Origin of the sequence: Comamonas nitrativorans, assembly GCF_042654765.1 — a bacterium.
GTDB lineage: Bacteria > Pseudomonadota > Gammaproteobacteria > Burkholderiales > Burkholderiaceae_C > Comamonas > Comamonas nitrativorans.
The window spans coordinates 12,850-30,235 of the sequence record NZ_JBHSEW010000017.1 but is presented as its reverse complement, the minus strand read 5'-3'; the positions used below and the strand labels follow the sequence as shown (position 1 = coordinate 30,235).

The window sequence follows — 17,386 nt, the reverse complement described above, 5'->3', positions numbered from 1 at the left end:
CAAAAAAAGGAGCTTCTTCCGCTTTATTCACCTGGATTTCAGCATTAAAAATACCTGAAATCCTTTGGTAATCAGCGGAAGCAGCTCCTTTTTCTAACTTTTGCTTTTACGCAGTGAGCCGTTGCAGCGCTTCGCGGTACTTGGCCGCCGTTTTCTCGATCACGTCCTGCGACAGGCGCGGCGCCGGGGCCTTCTTGTCCCACAGCTTGCCGTTCACCTTGGCCTGCTCCAGCCAGTCGCGCACGAACTGCTTGTCGTAGCTGGGCGGGTTCTCGCCGGCGGCCAGCGCGGCTTCGTAGCCCTCCACCGGCCAGTAGCGCGAGCTGTCGGGGGTCAGCACCTCGTCCATCAGCACCAGGGTGCCGTCTTCGGTCAGGCCGAACTCGAACTTGGTGTCGGCAATGATCATGCCCTTGGCCAGGGCGATTTCGGCGGCCTCCTGGTAGATGCGGATGGCCGTGTCACGAATTTGCGCCGCCAGTTTCTCGCCCACCATCTCCACCGTGCGCTCGTACGTGATGTTCTCGTCGTGGTCGCCCATTTCGGCCTTGGCGGCCGGGGTGTAGATGGGCTGGGGCAGCTTGGCCGCATTCGTCAGCCCGGCAGGCAGGGGCACGCCGCAGACGGACTGCGATTCCTGGTACTCCTTCCAGCCGCTGCCGGCCAGATAGCCGCGCACCACCGCCTCGATCAGCACGGGTTTCAGGCGCTTGACCAGCATGGCGCGGCCCTGCACCTGGGGCACTTCGGCCGGCGTGACGACGCTCTCGGGCGCTTCGCCGGTAAGGTGGTTGGGGCAGATATGGCCCAGCTTGTCGAACCAGAACAGCGCCATCTGCGTGAGCAGCTCGCCCTTGCCGGGAATCGGCTCGCCCATGATGACGTCGAAGGCCGACAGGCGATCGCTGGCCACCATGAGAATGCGGTCGTCCCCCACGGCGTAGTTGTCACGCACCTTGCCACGCGCCAGCAGCGGCAGGGAGGTGATGTTCGAGGTGTGCAAGGCAGGGGTGCTAGGCGTAGTCATAATGCGCAAACGTTGAAAACAAAAAATGGCCGGACAGCCAACCGTTCATTCTAATTGCCCCTCCGCCGCACCACCGGCGCAGCGTAGAAACCACAGTCTCTGGGCATATGTTGGGGGAAATCCCTCTTGCAGTTGCAATCAGCCGCAAATAGGTACATCCTTAACACTTGGGCCATCGCTTCGGTGAAGTGGCCCAACATTTTTTTGTCGCGTGCAGCACCCAATGACGTAATCCATGAATCGCCTTGCCTCCATCCTGCCATCCGCCCAAGTCCTTGTCGGCGTGGATGCCACCAGCAAAAAACGCGCTTTTGAAGAAGCTGGACTGTTGTTTGAAGGCTTGCACGGCCTGTCGCGTGCCTTGATTACCGATAGCCTGTTCGCCCGCGAACGCCTGGGCTCGACCGGCCTGGGCCACGGCGTGGCCATCCCGCATGGCCGCATCAAGGGCTTGAAAGCCCCCATGGCCGCCGTCTTCCAGCTGGCCGGCCCGATCGGCTTCGACGCGCCGGACGAGCAACCCGTCAGCCTGCTGATCTTCCTGCTCGTGCCCGAAGCGGCCACGCAGCAGCACCTGGAAGTGCTGTCGGAAATCGCCGAACTGCTCAGCAACAGCCAATTGCGCGAAGCGCTGAAAACCACGCAAAACGCCACCGAGCTGCACCAGATCATCGCCAACTGGCAGGCAACGACCAGCGCCTGAGGCGCCTTTTCAGCCATGCGCCATAAAGCGATCAATGCCGACAAGCTGTTCGACGCCTTCCGCCAGTCGCTGGGCTGGCGCTGGGCCGCCGGCCACGGCAATCCGGAGCGGCGCTTCGACGAAATGGCCGTGCGCTCGGCCCGTTCCGGCGCCGATCTGGTCGGCTACCTGAACTACATCCACCCCTATCGCCTGCAGGTACTGGGCGAGCGTGAAATCGCTTACCTGACCAACGCCACCGACGCCGATTGCGAACGCCGCGTGCAGCGCATCACCAGTCTGGAACCGCCCGTGCTGGTGCTGGCCGACGGGCAGACCGCACCGGCGCAACTCATCGCCATGTGCGAACGGGCGCACATTCCGCTGTTCGCCACCCAGGAGGCCGCCGCCTTCGTCATCGACGTGCTGCGGGCCTACCTGTCCAAACACTTTGCCGACCGCACCACGGTGCATGGCGTGTTCATGGACATTCTGGGCATGGGGGTACTCATCACCGGCGAATCCGGCCTGGGCAAAAGCGAGCTGGGACTGGAGCTGATCACCCGGGGCCACGGTCTGGTGGCCGACGACGCGGTGGATCTGTACCGCATCAACCAGGCCACGATCGAGGGCAAATGCCCCGAACTGCTGCGCAACCTGCTGGAAGTGCGCGGCATCGGCCTGCTGGACATCCGCGCCATCTTTGGCGAAACCGCCGTGCGCCGCAAGATGCGCCTGAAACTCATCGTCCACCTGGTGCGCAAGGAAACCATGGAGCGCGACTACGAACGCCTGCCGCAGGAGCCACTCACGCAGGACGTGCTGGGCGTGGCCGTGCGCAAGGTGGTCGTGCCCGTGGTGGCCGGGCGCAACATGTCGGTGCTGGTCGAAGCCGCCGTGCGCAACTCCATCCTGCAGCTGCGCGGCATCGACACCTACGAAGAGTTCGTCGAACGCCACCGCCGCGCCATGGAGCGCGACATGGGCGGCAACGCCTGATTCTTTACTTTTTCTTGCGGCAGTCGGCGCACACGCCGTACAGCGACATGGAGTGGTCCTGAATCGCCCAGCCCAGGCGATCGGCCACCTGGAGCTGGCGCTTCTCGATCTCGGGGTCGTAAAACTCCTCGACCTTGCCGCAGTGCGTGCAGACCAGGTGGTCGTGGTGCTGGCCTTCGTTCAGCTCGTACACCGCCTTGCCGCTTTCAAAATTGCTGCGCAGCAAAATGCCCGCCTGCTCGAACTGCGTCAGCACCCGGTACACCGTGGCCAGACCGATGTCGGAGCGGTCGTCCAACAGCACCCGGAAGACATCCTCGGCAGTCATGTGGCGCTGCTTGCCCGTCTGGAAAATTTCCAGGATTTTCAAACGGGGCAAAGTGGCCTTCAGACCGGTGCTTTTCAAGTTTTCAATATTGTTCATCGCGTAACCGTAAACGAAAGACAACAGACCCGGCAACCTGTGCCGCGCTGTAAAACCAGAGGGGGTAACGCCGCAGCCGCCCAGCCAGGGCGGCTGCCACTACAATCTGCGCATCATATCCGGCCCTCATTACCTATGTCCGCTCAAGCCCGTTGTCGCGCCGCTCTGGCCCTGATTCTGCCCTTTGCCCTGGCTGCCTGCGGCAACATGGGCGACGCCTCCCGTTCCGCCATGCACAAGATCACCCCGTACAAGGTGGATGTGGTGCAGGGCAATTTCGTCTCCAAGGAGCAGGTGCAGGCACTGCAGCCGGGCATGAGCCGCCAGCAGGTGCGCGAGATCCTGGGCTCGCCGCTGCTGACCAGCGTCTTTCACGCCGACCGTTGGGAATACGTTTTCACCATGAAGCGCAAGGGCGTGCCGGAGCAGACGCGCAAGCTGGCCGTCTTCTTCCACGGCGATGCCTTCGACCGCGCAGAAGGCGATGAAATGCCTTCAGAAGAAGAATTCATTGCCTCCCTGAGCAAGCCCAAAGGCAAGCTCAAAATCCCGCAGCTCGAAGCCACACCCGAGCAGCTGGCCAAATACCCCGCCCGCCACGACACCCAGGACGCGGCCGGCAGCACGGTCACATCGGCCCCTGCCGTCCAGCGCAGCTACCCGCCGCTTGAGCGCGACTGATTGTTTTCCCGACCGACCATGAGCAGCACTTCTCCCCTTCGCATCGCCGTTGCCGGCGCCAGTGGCCGCATGGGCCACATGTTGATCGAGGCCATCCAGGCCAGCGCCGACTGTCGGCTGACCGCCGCCCTTGACCAGCCCGCCAGCCCCAGCCTGGGCCAGGACGCCGCCGCCTTCCTGGGCCAGACCAGCGGCGTGGCCATCGAAGCCGACCTGCGCAGCGCCCTGTCCAAGGCCGATTTTTTGATCGATTTCACCCGCCCCGAAGGCACGCTGGCCCACTTGCAGGTGTGCGCCGAACTGGGCGTGAAAGCCGTGATCGGCACCACCGGCTTCGACGACGCGGGCAAGGCGGCCATTGCCGCAGCGGCGCAAAAAACCGCCGTCGTCTTTGCCCCGAACATGAGCGTGGGCGTGAACGTCACGCTGAAATTGCTGGAACTGGCCGCGCAGGCCCTGCCCGGCTACGACATCGAAATCGTCGAGGCGCACCACAAACACAAGGTGGATGCCCCCTCGGGCACGGCCTTGAAGATGGGCGAGGTCATTGCCGCCGCACAAAACACCGCCCTGGCGGATCGCGCGGTGTACGAGCGCTACGGCCACACCGGCGCCCGCACGCCCGGCAGCATCGGCTTTGCCACCATTCGCGGCGGCGACATCGTGGGCGACCACACCGTGCTGTTTGCCGGCACGGGCGAGCGCATCGAGATCAGCCACAAATCCTCCAGCCGCGCCGGTTACGCCGAGGGCAGCGTGCAGGCGGTGCGCTTTCTGGCGCAGCAAGCCACGGGGCTGTTCGATATGTTTGACGTGCTCAGGCTGCGCTAAACGCTCCCATCCATAAAAAAATCCCGCCTGGGCAACCAAGGCGGGATTTTTGTTGTGGGCTGGTGCGGCTTAGAACGGTTATGCCCACTAAAAAATGTTGTGATCTCAACCACGTTACCGGCAAGCGCGACACCAAGGCTGAACAGAAAAGGTTGTGAATGTCCTATTTGAGGTAACTCCGAACCTCACGCACAAGTCGTAAGCCCGCCTGGGAGACTGGAAACGGCTCCTGAATTTAGCGAATACCACCCACAAGCGTTCACGTCGACGTCCACCCATGGCCATGTTGGACAAAGTATAGGTAGCAAACTTTTCTGCAGACTTGTCATCGACTGCGCTTGCCCAATGAGGGAAGTCCTCCGTTCACGCCCCAACCAGAAAGGCCTCCCCAGTTCATAGTCTTGAGCCCACCGCGGAATACGCCGCTGTATTTTGAGTACAGCACTCGTTGCCTAGGCTCCCGAGGCTGGTGCCTCATGCCGCTGATGTATGGCAATGGCTGCCCAAGCTTAAGCGTAATTACCGGCGGGCGGTTGTTCTGCGCCTTCTGCTTGACGACAGGCACAGGCTTTTTGTAGACCTGCTTTGGCTCCAAGGTGAAGGCAACGAAAAAGTTCTTTCCCTCTTCAAACAAGGTGAATGGCGCTTTGAAGAGTCTGTCTTTCCTCTGTCCTAGCAACTGCATGGGGTCAGCCACCTCCACGCCTCGAAGGCCATCCAAGGGCAGGTAGACCTTCTGCTCAGGCGTCAACGATACGTCGTCGAAGTCAATTCCGATGGAGTCTGGAGGGCTCCCTGACCACTGGAGCAGCAACTCCGTCAGCAGGTCCACGGCACGCGCCCGAGCGTCTGGATTGATGTAGGCATCAAGCTCCTTGCGATTACTCAGCAAAAATACCGACGCATCGGAGGGTGTGACAAGCCTTTGTGGATAGGCGCTGAGCAGTGCAGCCAGCGCGTTGGGCGCACTGAAAAGGGCCTCCAGACGAGCGCTTTGCTTTTCATTCAAAACGAGTTGATGCTTGACTCTAATGGCCTCAAGCGGTTCAGGTCGTTTACTCACGGGAGGGCAGATTTGCCCGGCTTCTTGCTGATTGGTTTTTGATGTCTATTTGAATTGGCTGGAGAGACCGTTAGGTTATTTGCGGCCACGTGCCTCTCCGAGCGTTTTCCTTCATCTCTGCAAACACGTGATTCAGGCTTAGGAGCTAATCTCGCTTTGGGCGACTTGGATTTACGATGGGGCAGGTTTTTCGACTTCTTTACCCCTTTGTCATCCGCCCTAAAAACACGAATTTTCCCCGGACCAATCGACATAACTGTCCTCCAAAATTTCAGTCTACATATCAGCTCATAGTATCGCTATACCGCTGCAACTTCTCGACCGCCCGCTCGGCGTCCTCCAGGCTGAGCTTGCCCGAAATCAGGCGAGGCAGCAGGTGATCACGAACCCGAGATGTAGGAGAGGAAGTCTGCCATGTATCAAAGCCGAGATGCGTAAATCTGAGCGTCCAATGGCTGGCGCTCTGCTGAATTCTGGCTTCGGCGAACACCTATGCGACGGATGTCGATGACATTCGTCTTAGCCTCAACCGACTCATCTTCAAGGTCTTCGGACCGATAGCGTGCAGCAGTGACAAGGCGGTCTAATTTTTGAGTAGTTAGAAATTGTCCCGTCGAAAGTCTTTCAAGCAGGTCTACGCACGCCTCTTGCAACTCACGATACAGAATCGTCAAGCAACTACAAACAAAGTGAATCGAGTTCGCTGCACGTCCTTTGTTGCGAAATTTCCCAAGGTAAAGCGTGACCTCATGAACCGGAAGTCCACCAACTTTCAGGAACAGGGAGTGTCTTTCACTGTTTCGAAACTCAATTCTCTGAGCAACAAATTTTTCGTCTATCAACAAATTTCTTTTTTGTATGGTTTAGTTCTCAGGACGCTACTACAAAAATAAAATGTGAGCAAATAAAAACCCGCCACTCAAAGTAGAGGACGGGTCTAAATCAACATAATTTACCTAGGTAGGAACTAGAACGGAATATCGTCGTCACCAAAGTCGTCAAAGCCCGCCGTGGGGCGCTGCGCTGCCGGTTGTGCGGGCGGCGGCGGGGCGATCGGGGCGGCAGCGGGGGCCGGGCGCGGGGCAGGTTGCTGTTGCTGGGACTGCTGGTATTGCGGCGCGGACTGTTGGCGCTGCGGGGCAGCGTAGTTGCTGTTGCCGTAGCCTTCGTTGCTGCCGTAGCCGCCGTCGTTTTGCTGCTGGCTGCGGCCACCGAGCATTTGCAGGGTGTCGGCGCGGATTTCGGTGGCGTAGCGCTCCTGGCCGGTTTGCTGGTCCATCCATTTGCGGGTGCGGATCGCGCCTTCGACGTAGACCTGCGAGCCTTTGCGCAGGTACTGCCCGGCGATTTCAGCGAGTCGGCCATTGAAGACGACGCGGTGCCATTCGGTGGCTTCGCGGTTTTCGCCAGTGTTCTTGTCGCGCCATTTGTCGGTGGTGGCGATGGTGACGTTGGCGACTTGATCGCCGCTGGGGAAGGTGCGCACTTCGGGGTCGCGCCCGAGGTTGCCGACCAGGATGACTTTATTGACGGATGCCATGATGAGCTTTTCCTTTTGCAGCCCAGGTGTTCAAGGGGAGGAGCCTGGGCCAAATCGTTGAAACGGCCCCTCCGGCAGGCCGCAGGTGCGCAGCATAACGCAAGGCGCTTATTTTAAATATATGAGCTGTTTCCGATTCATATATAACGATTTCAGATGATTTTAATATTGAAATCGTTACTTTATCAGCGGAAACAGCTATGGTTTATCTAGCATTGGCGTGTAGGCGATCCATGGCGGTATTGCCAGGCGTGACCAAGCTCTGCCAGCCGTTCGGGCGTACCCACGTCCGTCCAGCGCCCGGCGTACAGGCTGGCGCCGACGCGCCCGGCGTCCATGGCGCGGCGCAGCAGGGGGCCGAGGGGCGCAGATTCGCCGGCGGGATTGCCCGGCGCCATCGGGCACCAGGGCGGCGCAAACAGTTCGGCTTTCAATAGCGCGATGGTGCTGTAGGTGTAGCGCGGCGCGGTGCTGTCTTCGGGCAGGTTCAGGGCGCGGCCAGCGTGCAGGCCGAAGTCGCCCTGCGGGTGGTGCGCCGGGTTGGGCACCAGCCATACATGGGCCAGATCGCTGCTGGCGGCAAAGGCGGCGTGGGCCGCGGCGCTGAAAACGAAGTCCGGTACAAACACGTCGCCCGCTGCCAGCCAGAACACCGGCGGCAGTTGCGGCAGGGCGCGGGCAATGCCGCCCGCCGTCTCCAGCGCGTGGCCGAAGTCCTGCTGCTCGTGCGAGTAGCGCAGGCGCAGCGGGGTGCCGTGCCAGGCCGCATTCAGGTGTTGCGGAATCTGCTCGCCCAGCCAGGCGGTATTCACCAGCACCTGCTGCACGCCGTCGCGCAGCAGGGCGGCAATGTGCCAGTCGAGCAGGGGGCGGCCCTGCACGGGCAGCAGCGGCTTGGGGGTGTGGTCGGTCAGCGGGCGCATCCGCTCGCCGCGTCCGGCGGCCAGCAGCATGGCCGCCATGTCAGTGTGTGCAGAGTGTGGAGCAGGCATAGCCCGCCACTGTAGTACCTCGGCCTGCCGGGACTAATGTAACCACGTGGAAACCCGAACGATCGGGGCCGTTAAAATCCGAGGTTTTTCCATTCACCCACTCGGAGCTTCTCTCCCATGGCAAACACCCAGACGATGGCCAACGCAATCCGCGCCCTGGCCATGGACGCTGTTCAACAAGCCAAGTCCGGCCATCCCGGCGCCCCCATGGGCATGGCCGACATGGCCGTGGCGCTGTGGGGCCAGCATCTGCAGCACAACCCGGCCAACCCGCACTGGGCCAACCGCGACCGCTTCGTGCTGTCCAACGGCCACGGCTCGATGCTGATCTACGCGCTCTTGCACCTGACGGGCTACGCCCTGCCGATCGAGGAGCTGAAAAACTTCCGCCAGCTGGGCAGCAAGACCGCCGGCCACCCCGAAGTGGGACATACCCCCGGCGTGGAAACCACCACCGGCCCGCTGGGCCAGGGCATCACCAACGCCGTGGGCATGGCGCTGGCCGAGAAGCTGCTGGCGGCCGAATTCAACCGCGACGGCCATGAAATCGTCGATCACCACACCTACGTTTTCCTGGGCGACGGCTGCCTGATGGAAGGCGTGAGCCACGAAGCCTGCGCCCTGGCCGGTGCCTGGAAACTGAACAAGCTGATCGCCCTGTGGGACGACAACGGCATCAGCATCGACGGGCAGGTCACCCCCTGGTTCGGCGACGACACCCCCGCCCGTTTTGCTGCCTATGGCTGGAACGTGATCCGCGCCGTGGACGGCCACGATGCCGAGGCCGTCAGCGCCGCCCTCACCCTGGCGAAAAAGAGCCTGGACAAGCCCACGCTGATCTGCTGCAAGACCAGCATCGGCTTTGGCTCGCCCAACCGCGCGGGCACGGCCAAGGCGCACGGCGAGCCGCTGGGTGCCGAAGAAATCGCCCTGACCCGCGCCGCCCTGGGCTGGAACCACGGCCCATTTGAAATCCCCGCCGACGTGTACGCCGCCTGGGATGCCAAGGCCGCCGGTGCCAAGGCCGAAGCCGCCTGGAACGAGCGCTTTGCCGCCTACGCCGCCGCCTACCCCGCGCAGGCCGCCGCCTTCACCCGCCGCATGCAGGGCGAACTGCCCGCCAACTTTGCCGAAATCGCCGCGCAAATCGCCTCGCAGGCGCACGACGAAGCCGCCACCGTGGCCACGCGCAAGGCCAGCCAATTGGCGCTGGAAGGCTTGACCGCCGCCCTGCCCGAACTGCTGGGCGGCAGCGCCGACCTGACCGGTTCCAACCTCACCAACACCAAAAGCACCCCCGCCCTGCGCGTGGATGCCAGCGGCAACGTGGTCAAGACCGAAGACGGCCGGATCGGCCGCCACATCAACTACGGCGTGCGCGAGTTCGGCATGGCCGCCATCATGAACGGCATCGCCCTGCACGGCGGCTACATCCCCTACGGCGGCACCTTCATGACGTTCAGCGACTACAGCCGCAACGCCATCCGCATGGCCGCGCTGATGCGCCAGCGCGTGGTGCATGTGCTGACGCACGACTCCATCGGCCTGGGCGAAGACGGCCCCACGCACCAGCCCATCGAACACGCCGCCAGCCTGCGCCTGATTCCCGGCCTGGACGTGTGGCGCCCCGCCGACACCGCCGAAACCGCCGTGGCCTGGACGCTGGCCCTGGCCCAGGCCGACCGCCCCACCGCACTGCTGCTGTCGCGCCAGAACCTGCCCTATCTGGCCAAGAGCGAAGCGGCGCTCGACCAGATCGCCAACGGCGCCTACGTGCTGAGCGAAGCGCAAGGCGGCGCGGCGCAGGCCGTGATCATCGCCACCGGCTCGGAAGTGCAGCTGGCGCTACAGGCGCAGCAGCTGCTGGCAGCCGAGAATATCCCCGTGCGCGTGGTTTCCATGCCCAGCACCAGCGTCTTCGACCGCCAGAGCGACGAAGTGCAGGCCGCCGTGCTGCCCGACGACGTGCCGCGCATCGCCGTGGAAATGGGCAGCAGCGATGGCTGGTGGAAGTACGGCGTCAGCGCCGTGGTCGGCATCGACCGCTTTGGCGACTCGGCCCCCGCGCCGGTGCTGTTCGAGCATTTCGGCTTCACCGCCGCCAACGTGGCCGCCACCGTCAAGCAGGTGCTGGCGTAACGGCTGCCCCCGGTTTCGTTTTTTTCTTTCGCCATTTATCCAGAAAGTAGAGGCAACTATGGCTATCAAGATTGGTATCAACGGTTTTGGCCGCATTGGCCGCATGGTGTTCCGCGCGTGCGTGCAGAACTTCTCGGACATCGAAGTGGTCGGCATCAACGACCTGCTGGAACCGGACTACCTGGCCTACATGCTCAAGTACGACAGCGTGCATGGCCGCTTCAAGGGCGACGTGGCGGTGCAGGACGGCAACCTGATCGTCAATGGCAAGACCATCCGCCTGACGCAGGAGCGCGACCCCGCCAACCTGAAGTGGAACGAAGTCGGCGCCGACGTGGTGATCGAAGCCACCGGCCTGTTCCTGGACGATGCCAGCGCCCGCAAGCACATCGCTGCCGGCGCCAAGAAGGTGCTGATGTCCGCCCCGTCCAAGGACAGCACCCCCATGTTCGTCTTCGGCGTGAACCACGCCACCTACGCCGGCCAGGACATCGTCTCCAACGCCAGCTGCACCACCAACTGCCTGGCCCCCGTGGCCAAGGTGCTGAACGACAAATGGGGCATCAAGCGCGGCCTGATGACCACCGTCCATGCCGCCACCGCCACGCAGAAAACCGTGGACGGCCCCAGCAACAAAGACTGGCGCGGTGGCCGTGGCATTCTGGAAAACATCATCCCCAGCAGCACCGGCGCGGCCAAGGCGGTGGGCGTGGTCATCCCCGAGCTGAACAAAAAGCTCACCGGCATGAGCTTCCGCGTGCCCACGTCGGACGTGTCCGTGGTCGACCTGACCGTGGAGCTGGAAAAAGAAGCCGATTACGCCGAAATCTGCGCCGAAATGAAGGCCCAGTCCGAAGGCGCCCTGAAAGGCGTGCTGGCCTACACCCAGGACAAGGTGGTGGCCACCGACTTCCGTGGCGAGAGCTGCACCAGCGTGTTCGACGCCGAAGCCGGCATCGCCCTGGACAAGACCTTCCTGAAGGTCGTTGCCTGGTACGACAACGAATGGGGCTACTCCAACAAGTGCCTGGAAATGGTGCGCGTCGTCGCTGCCAAATAAGACCAGTGCCGATGCCAGGTCAGAGCCGGTGAGACGGTAAGACAGTCTGAGTCGGCAGCAATCGAAAAGCCAGTGCTTGCAAGAGCGCTGGCTTTTTTCATGCCGTGACGACGGCCTGCGGCGGGAGGATTTTTCTGTAAACGGTGTTGTCAATATGGAAAAATTTGTTACTTTTTTATAGCAAAGACCGCTGGTATAGTGGTGCCGCTTATTTGTAACAAAAATGTCAAGAGAGGGAAAACACCATGAATTTCATTCTGGGCTATGCACGCCACGTACTGCTGATCGGCCTGATCCTGCTGGGGGTGGGCGGCTACCTGCTCTACCAGAGCGCCACCGGCGGCGGCATCCCCAAGCAGGCGGCGCTCACCGTGGTCAGCGGCGAGGTGCAGCAAGCCCGCCAGGTCACGGTCACCAAGAAACGCCGCCGTGGCGGTGAAACCCAGTCTTATTACTACGAGGTCGACCTCCAGCCGCAAAACGGCGAGCCGTTGACCATCAAGCTGCCCTCGCTGGTGCCCGAAGCCGCCGTGCAGGCCATGGCCAATGCCGAGGTGATCGAGGTCGGCTACGACGCCGCCAGCGACGACAACATGGCGTATTCGGTGAGCGGCGACGGCGAGCCCCTGCTGCCCTACGCCCAGATGGCCGAATACATGCAGCAGGACGCCGACCGCAGCAGCGCCGAGGCACCGCTGATGATGGGCGCAGGCCTGCTGCTGGCCGTACTCGGCGGTCTGGGGATGCGCTGGCGCAAGCAGCGCCTCCAGCGCCAGGAAGCGCAGGAAGAACAGGCAACGGCCTGATCGCCCTTCCCTTACCCGTCTGCAAAAACCGCTGCCTTTTTGGCAGCGGTTTTTTTATTGCGCAGGGTGCCCCGACAGATGATTTTTCTGCAGGGACGCAACGGGCACGGCAAAAAACAAGAACCGGATTTCATTAAAAAAAAGGAGCTTATTCCGCTCTTCAATCAACAATTCCATTGCCTTTTATTTTGAAAAATATTGAAAACAGATCGGAGAAAGCTATTGAAAAAATAGCGTTGCAAGCTGTTTTTGCAGCCAGGGCTAATCGCACTGAAGTCTGCGGATATGTAGAAAAAACAACTTTTTATAGATTTTTTTCATGAATATGCCTTTAATTTAAGCAATTTCAACAAATTCCCCGGTTTTTACCCTCTTTCATACCAACGTTATGCAAAAAAGTAGGGGGTGTAGACCATAAAAAAACCAATAATTGCGGGGACGCCTTGTTCCCCCGGGCCTTCGGTCACGCGCCGAGCCATGACCCAGCGGAACAAGGCGCTGCTGCCTGGGCGCTGACAAAAAAGCGCCCTGGCGGCGCTGCACCCAGAACACCGTTTTATTTTTCAGCGAGAGTGTGACCATGCGTCAAGAAAGCGACTTCCTCGGTTCCAAGGACCTGCCCGATACCGCCTACTGGGGCGTCCATGCCGCCCGTGCGGTGGAGAACTTCCCCATCACCGGCCACAGCGTGGCGCAGATGCCCAACCTGATCCGCGCTTTTGCCTATGTGAAAAAAGCCGCCGCCGCCGCCAACCTGGCCATGGGCGTGATCGACGCCCGGCAGGCCGAAGCCATCGCCAAAGCCTGTGATGACGTGGCCGCCGGTCAATTCGACGAGCATTTCGTCGTGGACGTGCTGCAAGGCGGTGCGGGCACTTCGACCAACATGAACGCCAACGAAGTGATCGCCAACCGTGCGCTGGAAATCATTGGCCAGCCCAAGGGCGCTTACGCGGCCATCCACCCCAACGACCATGTGAACGCCTCGCAATCGACCAACGACACCTACCCCACGGCGGTGAAGCTGGCCACCTACTTCGGCATTCAGGACCTGCTGGCCGCCCTGGCCGCGCTGCGCGGCGCTTTCCAGGCCAAGTCGGAAGAGTTCAAGGACATCCTGAAAATCGGCCGCACCCAGTTGCAGGACGCCGTGCCGATGACCCTGGGGCAGGAATTTGCCGCCTTTGTCTCGATGGTCGCCGCCGACGAAAAACGCCTGCGCGAATCGGCCAGCCTGCTGTGCGAAGTGAACATGGGCGGCACGGCCATCGGCACCGGCATCAACGCCCCGGTGGGCTACGCCGATGTCGTCACGGCCAAGCTGGCCGAGTTCTCGGGCGTGCCGGTGGTGAAAGCCGCAGACATGATTGCCGGTACCGCCGATACCGGCGTGTTTGCCGACATTTCGGGCATCCTGAAGCGCATTGCCGTCAAACTCTCCAAGATCAGCAACGACCTGCGCCTGCTGTCCTCGGGCCCGCAAGCCGGCGTCGGCGACATCAAGCTGCCGGCCCGCCAGGCCGGCTCGTCCATCATGCCCGGCAAGGTCAATCCGGTGATTCCGGAAGTGATGAACATCGCCTGCTTTGAAGTCATCGGCAACGATGCGGCGATCACCATGGCCGTGGAAGCCGGGCAGTTGCAGCTCAATGCCTTCGAGCCGCTGATGGCCTGGGCGCTGCACAAAAGCCTGCGCCACCTGGCGGCGGCCTGCCGCACGCTGCAGGTCAACTGCGTCGAAGGCATCGAGGCCAACACCTCCCTGCTGGATGCGCGTATCAACGAGTCGGTCACGCTGGTGACGGCGCTGAACCCGCTGATCGGCTACGAAAAAGCCGCCAAGATCGCCAAGACCGCGATTGCCAACGGCAAGCCCATCGCCCAGGTGGCCGAAGACCTGGGCATCATGAACCAGGAAAAGATGCAGTCGCTGCTGGTGGCCGACAAGCTCACCACCCCGGGGGCGCTGACTGCAGCCTGAGCGCCTGTCCGGCTGCCGCAGCAGCCGGTACAGCTGACGGCATAAAAAAACAGGCCCTCGCAAGAGGGCCTGCCTGTTTTACCCGTCAGATGCCGGGTTTATAGCGGGCTTATACCGTGTCTTCCACCCCACGGACGCTTTCGCGACCGTTCTTGTCTTTGACTTTGTCGAGGTCGGTTTCCACGGCACGGCGCAGTTTTTCCAGTGCGGCGGAGAAGGCATCCTTGACCTTTTCGGCCTCGGCGTTCACCGCAATCGGCGGACGGCCATTGGCACGGGTCTCCAGTACGCACTTCTTGCCGGGGCCGCCGGTGCTTTTGAGGGCATCGACTTCGGAGAGGAAGACCTCCACGCGCACCACGTATTCTTTCAGGCGCGAGAGTTTGGCATTCACCTCTTCCTGGGCCCATTGCGCCAGGGAATCACCGCCCTGGATGGAATCGTCGGCATGAACTTGTACTTGCATCCATATCCTCCTTTTTCACGCTCACTGCAGGTGAGTGCAGTGCAAAATCCGGTGGTGCCAGCGGCATTTTTCCACCGACCTGGGTACATCCTAAACCCAAAATGCCCCCGGAAAAACATTCGTCCCCAAGAATCGGCCCTAGGTGACAAAACCCCCACCAGGGGTTACAACCAGGGGCGTCACGCTGGTTTCATTCCATGTCTTTACCCGCTTCCCACCGCTTGAAAATCGGCCTTTCGGCCTGCTTCTCCCACGCCGATCCCTCGCGGCCGCTGTTTACCGGCAAGACGCTGCAATACGTCGAGCAGTCCATCGCCCACTGGATCATGTCCGCCGGGGCGATGGTGGTGATGGTGCCCTGCCCGACGGGCGAGACGGCTAAGGGCGATGTCACCCTGGCGCATTACGCCGACTGGCTCGACGGCGTGGTCATGCACGGCGGCGCCGACGTCTGGCCCGGCAGCTATGGCGAAGAACCTTTGCGCCCCGAATGGCTGGGCGACCGGGTGCGCGACCTGTACGACCTGGCCGTGGTCGAGGCCTTCAGCCAGGCCGGCAAGCCGATTTTTGGTGTTTGCCGGGGTTTGCAGCTGATCAACGTGGCCTTTGGCGGCACGCTTTACCAGGACATCCTGACCCAGGTGCCCGGCGCCCAGGTGCATCGCAATGCCCATGCCTATGACCGCCACCAGCACGATATCGAGGTGATCGAAGGCTCGCACCTGGCGCAGCTCTACCCCGGCGTGCGCACGGCGCGGGTCAACAGCATCCACCACCAGGCGATCAAGCAGGTGGCCCCCGGCTTTGCCGTGGAGGCCTGGAGCCTGCCCGACGGCATTGCCGAAGCCATTTACCGGCAAAGCCGGGGCAAGAGCTATGTGGCGGCAACGCAGTGGCACCCGGAATTTCATATTCCCGAATGCCCGACGCTGGAAAGCCGCCCGCTGCTCGACGATTTTCTGGCGGCCTGTGCCCTGGCCAAGCAGCGTCCGGCCCGCAGCCACAGCCCCTTCCAGATCCGCGACCGGGCGGCGCGGCTGCTGCGCCGGGCGCTGTTGCGCTCACGCTAAAATCGTAGCTCGCAACGCTTGTCCCTTCTGTGCAAAAGCGCAAAAACACTCATAAATCGGTACTCAAGATTTTCCAGCGGGAGCATCGCTCCCTGTTTGGCGAAATCCTGGACTGGATGCTCACGCCCCTGCTGCTGCTGTGGCCGCTGAGTCTGGCGCTGACCTGGCTGGTCGCGCAGTCGCTGGCCAACAAGCCGTTCGACCGGGCGCTGGAATACAACGCCCATGCGCTGGCGCAGCAGGTGGAGATCGAGTCCGATGGCCGCATCGGTTTCAACCAGGCACTGGCCGCCTACGAGGTGCTGCGCACCGACGAGGCCGACCTGATGTACTACCAGGTGCGCACCCAGGGCGGGCAGTGGATTGCCGGGGAGCACGATTTTCCGGTTTTGCACGACACCCCGACCCCGCCGCTGGGACAGGTCGTGCTGCGTGACGATGAGCTGCGCGGCATCGCCATCCGGGTGGCGGCGCTGTGGATTCAACTGCCCCTGCCTTCCGGGGGGCCGGTGCTGATCCAGGTGGCCGAGACACGGGAGAAGCGCAGCATGCTGGCCGCCGAAATCATCAAGGGCGTGATGCTGCCGCAGTTCGCCATCCTGCCGCTGGCGGTGCTGCTGGTCTGGCTGGCGCTGGCCCGGGGCATCCAGCCGCTGCACCGTCTGGAGGAGCGCATCCGCGCCCGCAAGCCCGAAGACCTCTCGCCCCTGAACCTGCGCTCCGTCCCCCAGGAGGTGCTGCCCCTGGTCGATGCGGTGAATGACCTGCTGCAGCGCCTCAATGAATCGCTGGCCACGCAAAAGCGTTTTCTGGCCGATGCCGCGCACCAGTTGAAAACCCCGCTGGCCGGCCTGCGGATGCAGGCCGACCTGGCCCTGCGCCTGGACGTCAGCGCCGAGGAACTGAAGCGCTCGCTGCAGCTGATCAGCCGCTCCAGCATCCGCGCCACGCACACGGTCAACCAATTGCTGGCGCTGGCCCGGGCCGAGGGCGGCAGCGCCAGCCTGCAGCGCCAGCCGTGCAATCTGGTGGCGTTGATGGTGGCGGTGGTGCAGGACGTGCTGCCCCTGGCCCTGGCGAAAAATACCGATCTGGGCTACGAGGGAGCCGACGAGGAGGACGCCGGGGTCTGGGTACTCGGCAGCCCGACCCTGCTGCAGGAGCTGATGAGCAATCTGATTACCAATGCCATCCACTACAGCCCCTCGACGCCCGAGCGCCCGGCCGTGGTCACGGCGCGGGTGCTGCCCGACCCTTTCAGCGGCCATGTCGTGTTGCAGGTGGAGGACAACGGCCCCGGTATTGCCGACGAGGAAAAGAGCCTGGTACTCCAGCCCTTTTACCGCGTCCTGGGCAACGAGGCCGACGGCTCCGGGCTGGGGCTGCCCATCGTCCAGGAAATTGCCATCCAGCACGGCGGCACGCTGTTTGTGCAGGATGCCCACCCGGGGCGCAAGCCGCCGGGCGCCTGTATGAGCGTGCGCCTGCCGGTCTGCGATGCGCCTGCGGATGCGTATTAAAAAGGAGCTGCTACCGCTGGTATTCAAAGGATTTCAGGGTTGAAACCATCTGAAATCCAATGAGCACCAGCGGTAGCAGCTCCTTTTTTATGAATAAAGACGTTC

At 62.1% G+C, this 17,386-nt stretch carries 17 protein-coding genes; 10 read left to right on the top strand and 7 right to left on the bottom strand.

The genetic code is table 11. The annotated features are described in order from the left end of the window. Window positions 1–106: 106 nt before the first annotated feature. Window positions 107–1,027: a phosphoribosylaminoimidazolesuccinocarboxamide synthase gene (locus ACFO3A_RS14715; RefSeq protein WP_377727915.1), complete on the bottom strand. Its 921-nt coding sequence runs from the start codon at window positions 1,025–1,027 to the stop codon at window positions 107–109. A 235-nt stretch (window positions 1,028–1,262) separates the two neighbouring features. Between ACFO3A_RS14715 and ACFO3A_RS14710 the strand changes: the two genes are divergently transcribed. Together ACFO3A_RS14710 and hprK are read left to right on the top strand one after the other, a co-directional pair. Continuing rightward, complete coding sequence (locus ACFO3A_RS14710) at window positions 1,263–1,730, top strand: PTS sugar transporter subunit IIA (RefSeq protein WP_377727912.1); 468 nt, start codon at window positions 1,263–1,265, stop codon at window positions 1,728–1,730. 15 nt (window positions 1,731–1,745) lie between these two features. Then, on the top strand, window positions 1,746–2,708 hold the full coding sequence (hprK, locus tag ACFO3A_RS14705) for an HPr(Ser) kinase/phosphatase (RefSeq protein ID WP_377727910.1): 963 nt from the start codon (window positions 1,746–1,748) through the stop codon (window positions 2,706–2,708). Window positions 2,709–2,712: 4 nt separating this feature from the next. Here the strand turns inward: hprK and fur are convergent, their stop codons facing one another. Then, on the bottom strand, window positions 2,713–3,132 hold the full coding sequence (gene fur / locus ACFO3A_RS14700) for a ferric iron uptake transcriptional regulator (protein WP_377727908.1): 420 nt from the start codon (window positions 3,130–3,132) through the stop codon (window positions 2,713–2,715). Between the two features lie 135 nt (window positions 3,133–3,267). Here fur and ACFO3A_RS14695 point away from each other — a divergent pair, with 135 nt between their 5' ends. Next, complete coding sequence (locus ACFO3A_RS14695) at window positions 3,268–3,813, top strand: outer membrane protein assembly factor BamE (protein WP_377727905.1); 546 nt, start codon at window positions 3,268–3,270, stop codon at window positions 3,811–3,813. An 18-nt stretch (window positions 3,814–3,831) separates the two neighbouring features. Next, window positions 3,832–4,644, top strand: coding sequence for a 4-hydroxy-tetrahydrodipicolinate reductase (dapB, locus tag ACFO3A_RS14690; RefSeq protein WP_377727902.1), 813 nt, complete (start codon window positions 3,832–3,834; stop codon window positions 4,642–4,644). Between the two features lie 325 nt (window positions 4,645–4,969). Here the strand turns inward: dapB and ACFO3A_RS14685 are convergent, their stop codons facing one another. The 4 genes from ACFO3A_RS14685 to ACFO3A_RS14670 all read right to left on the bottom strand — a co-directional run bounded on the left by ACFO3A_RS14685 (window position 4,970) and on the right by ACFO3A_RS14670 (window position 8,209). Continuing rightward, window positions 4,970–5,653, bottom strand: a complete 684-nt coding sequence (locus ACFO3A_RS14685) for a hypothetical protein (protein WP_377727900.1) — start codon at window positions 5,651–5,653, stop codon at window positions 4,970–4,972. 473 nt (window positions 5,654–6,126) lie between these two features. Then, window positions 6,127–6,549: a hypothetical protein gene (locus ACFO3A_RS14680; protein ID WP_377727897.1), complete on the bottom strand. Its 423-nt coding sequence runs from the start codon at window positions 6,547–6,549 to the stop codon at window positions 6,127–6,129. Between the two features lie 125 nt (window positions 6,550–6,674). Further along, window positions 6,675–7,247, bottom strand: a complete 573-nt coding sequence (ssb, locus tag ACFO3A_RS14675; protein WP_377727895.1) for a single-stranded DNA-binding protein — start codon at window positions 7,245–7,247, stop codon at window positions 6,675–6,677. 209 nt (window positions 7,248–7,456) lie between these two features. Further along, on the bottom strand, window positions 7,457–8,209 hold the full coding sequence (locus tag ACFO3A_RS14670) for a nucleotidyltransferase family protein (RefSeq protein ID WP_377727892.1): 753 nt from the start codon (window positions 8,207–8,209) through the stop codon (window positions 7,457–7,459). A gap of 147 nt (window positions 8,210–8,356) precedes the next feature. On the opposite strand from ACFO3A_RS14670, the gene tkt reads away from it, so the two are divergent. From tkt to ACFO3A_RS14650, 4 genes are all read left to right on the top strand, one after another. Continuing rightward, window positions 8,357–10,378 (top strand): transketolase, encoded by a 2,022-nt coding sequence (gene tkt, locus ACFO3A_RS14665; protein ID WP_377727890.1) that lies wholly within the window; start codon window positions 8,357–8,359, stop codon window positions 10,376–10,378. Between the two features lie 58 nt (window positions 10,379–10,436). Beyond that, the gene (gene gap / locus ACFO3A_RS14660) at window positions 10,437–11,438 is read left to right on the top strand and encodes a type I glyceraldehyde-3-phosphate dehydrogenase (protein WP_377727888.1); all 1,002 of its coding nucleotides are present in this window, start codon (window positions 10,437–10,439) and stop codon (window positions 11,436–11,438) included. Window positions 11,439–11,683: 245 nt separating this feature from the next. Continuing rightward, window positions 11,684–12,244, top strand: a complete 561-nt coding sequence (locus tag ACFO3A_RS14655; protein WP_377727883.1) for a hypothetical protein — start codon at window positions 11,684–11,686, stop codon at window positions 12,242–12,244. A 580-nt stretch (window positions 12,245–12,824) separates the two neighbouring features. Continuing rightward, window positions 12,825–14,225, top strand: a complete 1,401-nt coding sequence (locus ACFO3A_RS14650; protein ID WP_377727879.1) for an aspartate ammonia-lyase — start codon at window positions 12,825–12,827, stop codon at window positions 14,223–14,225. Window positions 14,226–14,334: 109 nt separating this feature from the next. Here ACFO3A_RS14650 and ACFO3A_RS14645 read toward each other — a convergent pair whose 3' ends face one another. Further along, window positions 14,335–14,691: an HPF/RaiA family ribosome-associated protein gene (locus tag ACFO3A_RS14645; protein WP_377727877.1), complete on the bottom strand. Its 357-nt coding sequence runs from the start codon at window positions 14,689–14,691 to the stop codon at window positions 14,335–14,337. Between the two features lie 197 nt (window positions 14,692–14,888). Between ACFO3A_RS14645 and ACFO3A_RS14640 the strand changes: the two genes are divergently transcribed. After that, window positions 14,889–15,761 (top strand): gamma-glutamyl-gamma-aminobutyrate hydrolase family protein, encoded by an 873-nt coding sequence (locus tag ACFO3A_RS14640; protein ID WP_377727874.1) that lies wholly within the window; start codon window positions 14,889–14,891, stop codon window positions 15,759–15,761. 116 nt (window positions 15,762–15,877) lie between these two features. After that, window positions 15,878–17,281 carry a sensor histidine kinase gene (locus tag ACFO3A_RS14635; protein ID WP_377727956.1) on the top strand — a complete coding sequence of 468 codons (1,404 nt, stop codon included), beginning with the start codon at window positions 15,878–15,880 and terminating at the stop codon, window positions 17,279–17,281. Window positions 17,282–17,386: the final 105 nt, after the last annotated feature.

Bases quoted from the DNA above. Each gene is read 5' to 3' on its own strand.
- ACFO3A_RS14650 (WP_377727879.1), top strand. From the start codon at position 12,825: ATGCGTCAAGAAAGCGACTTCCTCGGTTCCAAGGACCTGCCCGATACC.
- ACFO3A_RS14670 (WP_377727892.1), bottom strand. From the start codon at position 8,209: ATGGCGGCCATGCTGCTGGCCGCCGGACGCGGCGAGCGGATGCGCCCG.
- ACFO3A_RS14710 (WP_377727912.1), top strand. From the start codon at position 1,263: ATGAATCGCCTTGCCTCCATCCTGCCATCCGCCCAAGTCCTTGTCGGC.
- gap (WP_377727888.1), top strand. From the start codon at position 10,437: ATGGCTATCAAGATTGGTATCAACGGTTTTGGCCGCATTGGCCGCATG.
- ACFO3A_RS14715 (WP_377727915.1), bottom strand. From the start codon at position 1,027: ATGACTACGCCTAGCACCCCTGCCTTGCACACCTCGAACATCACCTCC.
- ACFO3A_RS14645 (WP_377727877.1), bottom strand. From the start codon at position 14,691: ATGCAAGTACAAGTTCATGCCGACGATTCCATCCAGGGCGGTGATTCC.
- hprK (WP_377727910.1), top strand. From the start codon at position 1,746: ATGCGCCATAAAGCGATCAATGCCGACAAGCTGTTCGACGCCTTCCGC.
- tkt (WP_377727890.1), top strand. From the start codon at position 8,357: ATGGCAAACACCCAGACGATGGCCAACGCAATCCGCGCCCTGGCCATG.
- ACFO3A_RS14635 (WP_377727956.1), top strand. From the start codon at position 15,878: ATGCTCACGCCCCTGCTGCTGCTGTGGCCGCTGAGTCTGGCGCTGACC.
- dapB (WP_377727902.1), top strand. From the start codon at position 3,832: ATGAGCAGCACTTCTCCCCTTCGCATCGCCGTTGCCGGCGCCAGTGGC.
- ssb (WP_377727895.1), bottom strand. From the start codon at position 7,247: ATGGCATCCGTCAATAAAGTCATCCTGGTCGGCAACCTCGGGCGCGAC.
- fur (WP_377727908.1), bottom strand. From the start codon at position 3,132: ATGAACAATATTGAAAACTTGAAAAGCACCGGTCTGAAGGCCACTTTG.
- ACFO3A_RS14655 (WP_377727883.1), top strand. From the start codon at position 11,684: ATGAATTTCATTCTGGGCTATGCACGCCACGTACTGCTGATCGGCCTG.
- ACFO3A_RS14640 (WP_377727874.1), top strand. From the start codon at position 14,889: ATGTCTTTACCCGCTTCCCACCGCTTGAAAATCGGCCTTTCGGCCTGC.
- ACFO3A_RS14695 (WP_377727905.1), top strand. From the start codon at position 3,268: ATGTCCGCTCAAGCCCGTTGTCGCGCCGCTCTGGCCCTGATTCTGCCC.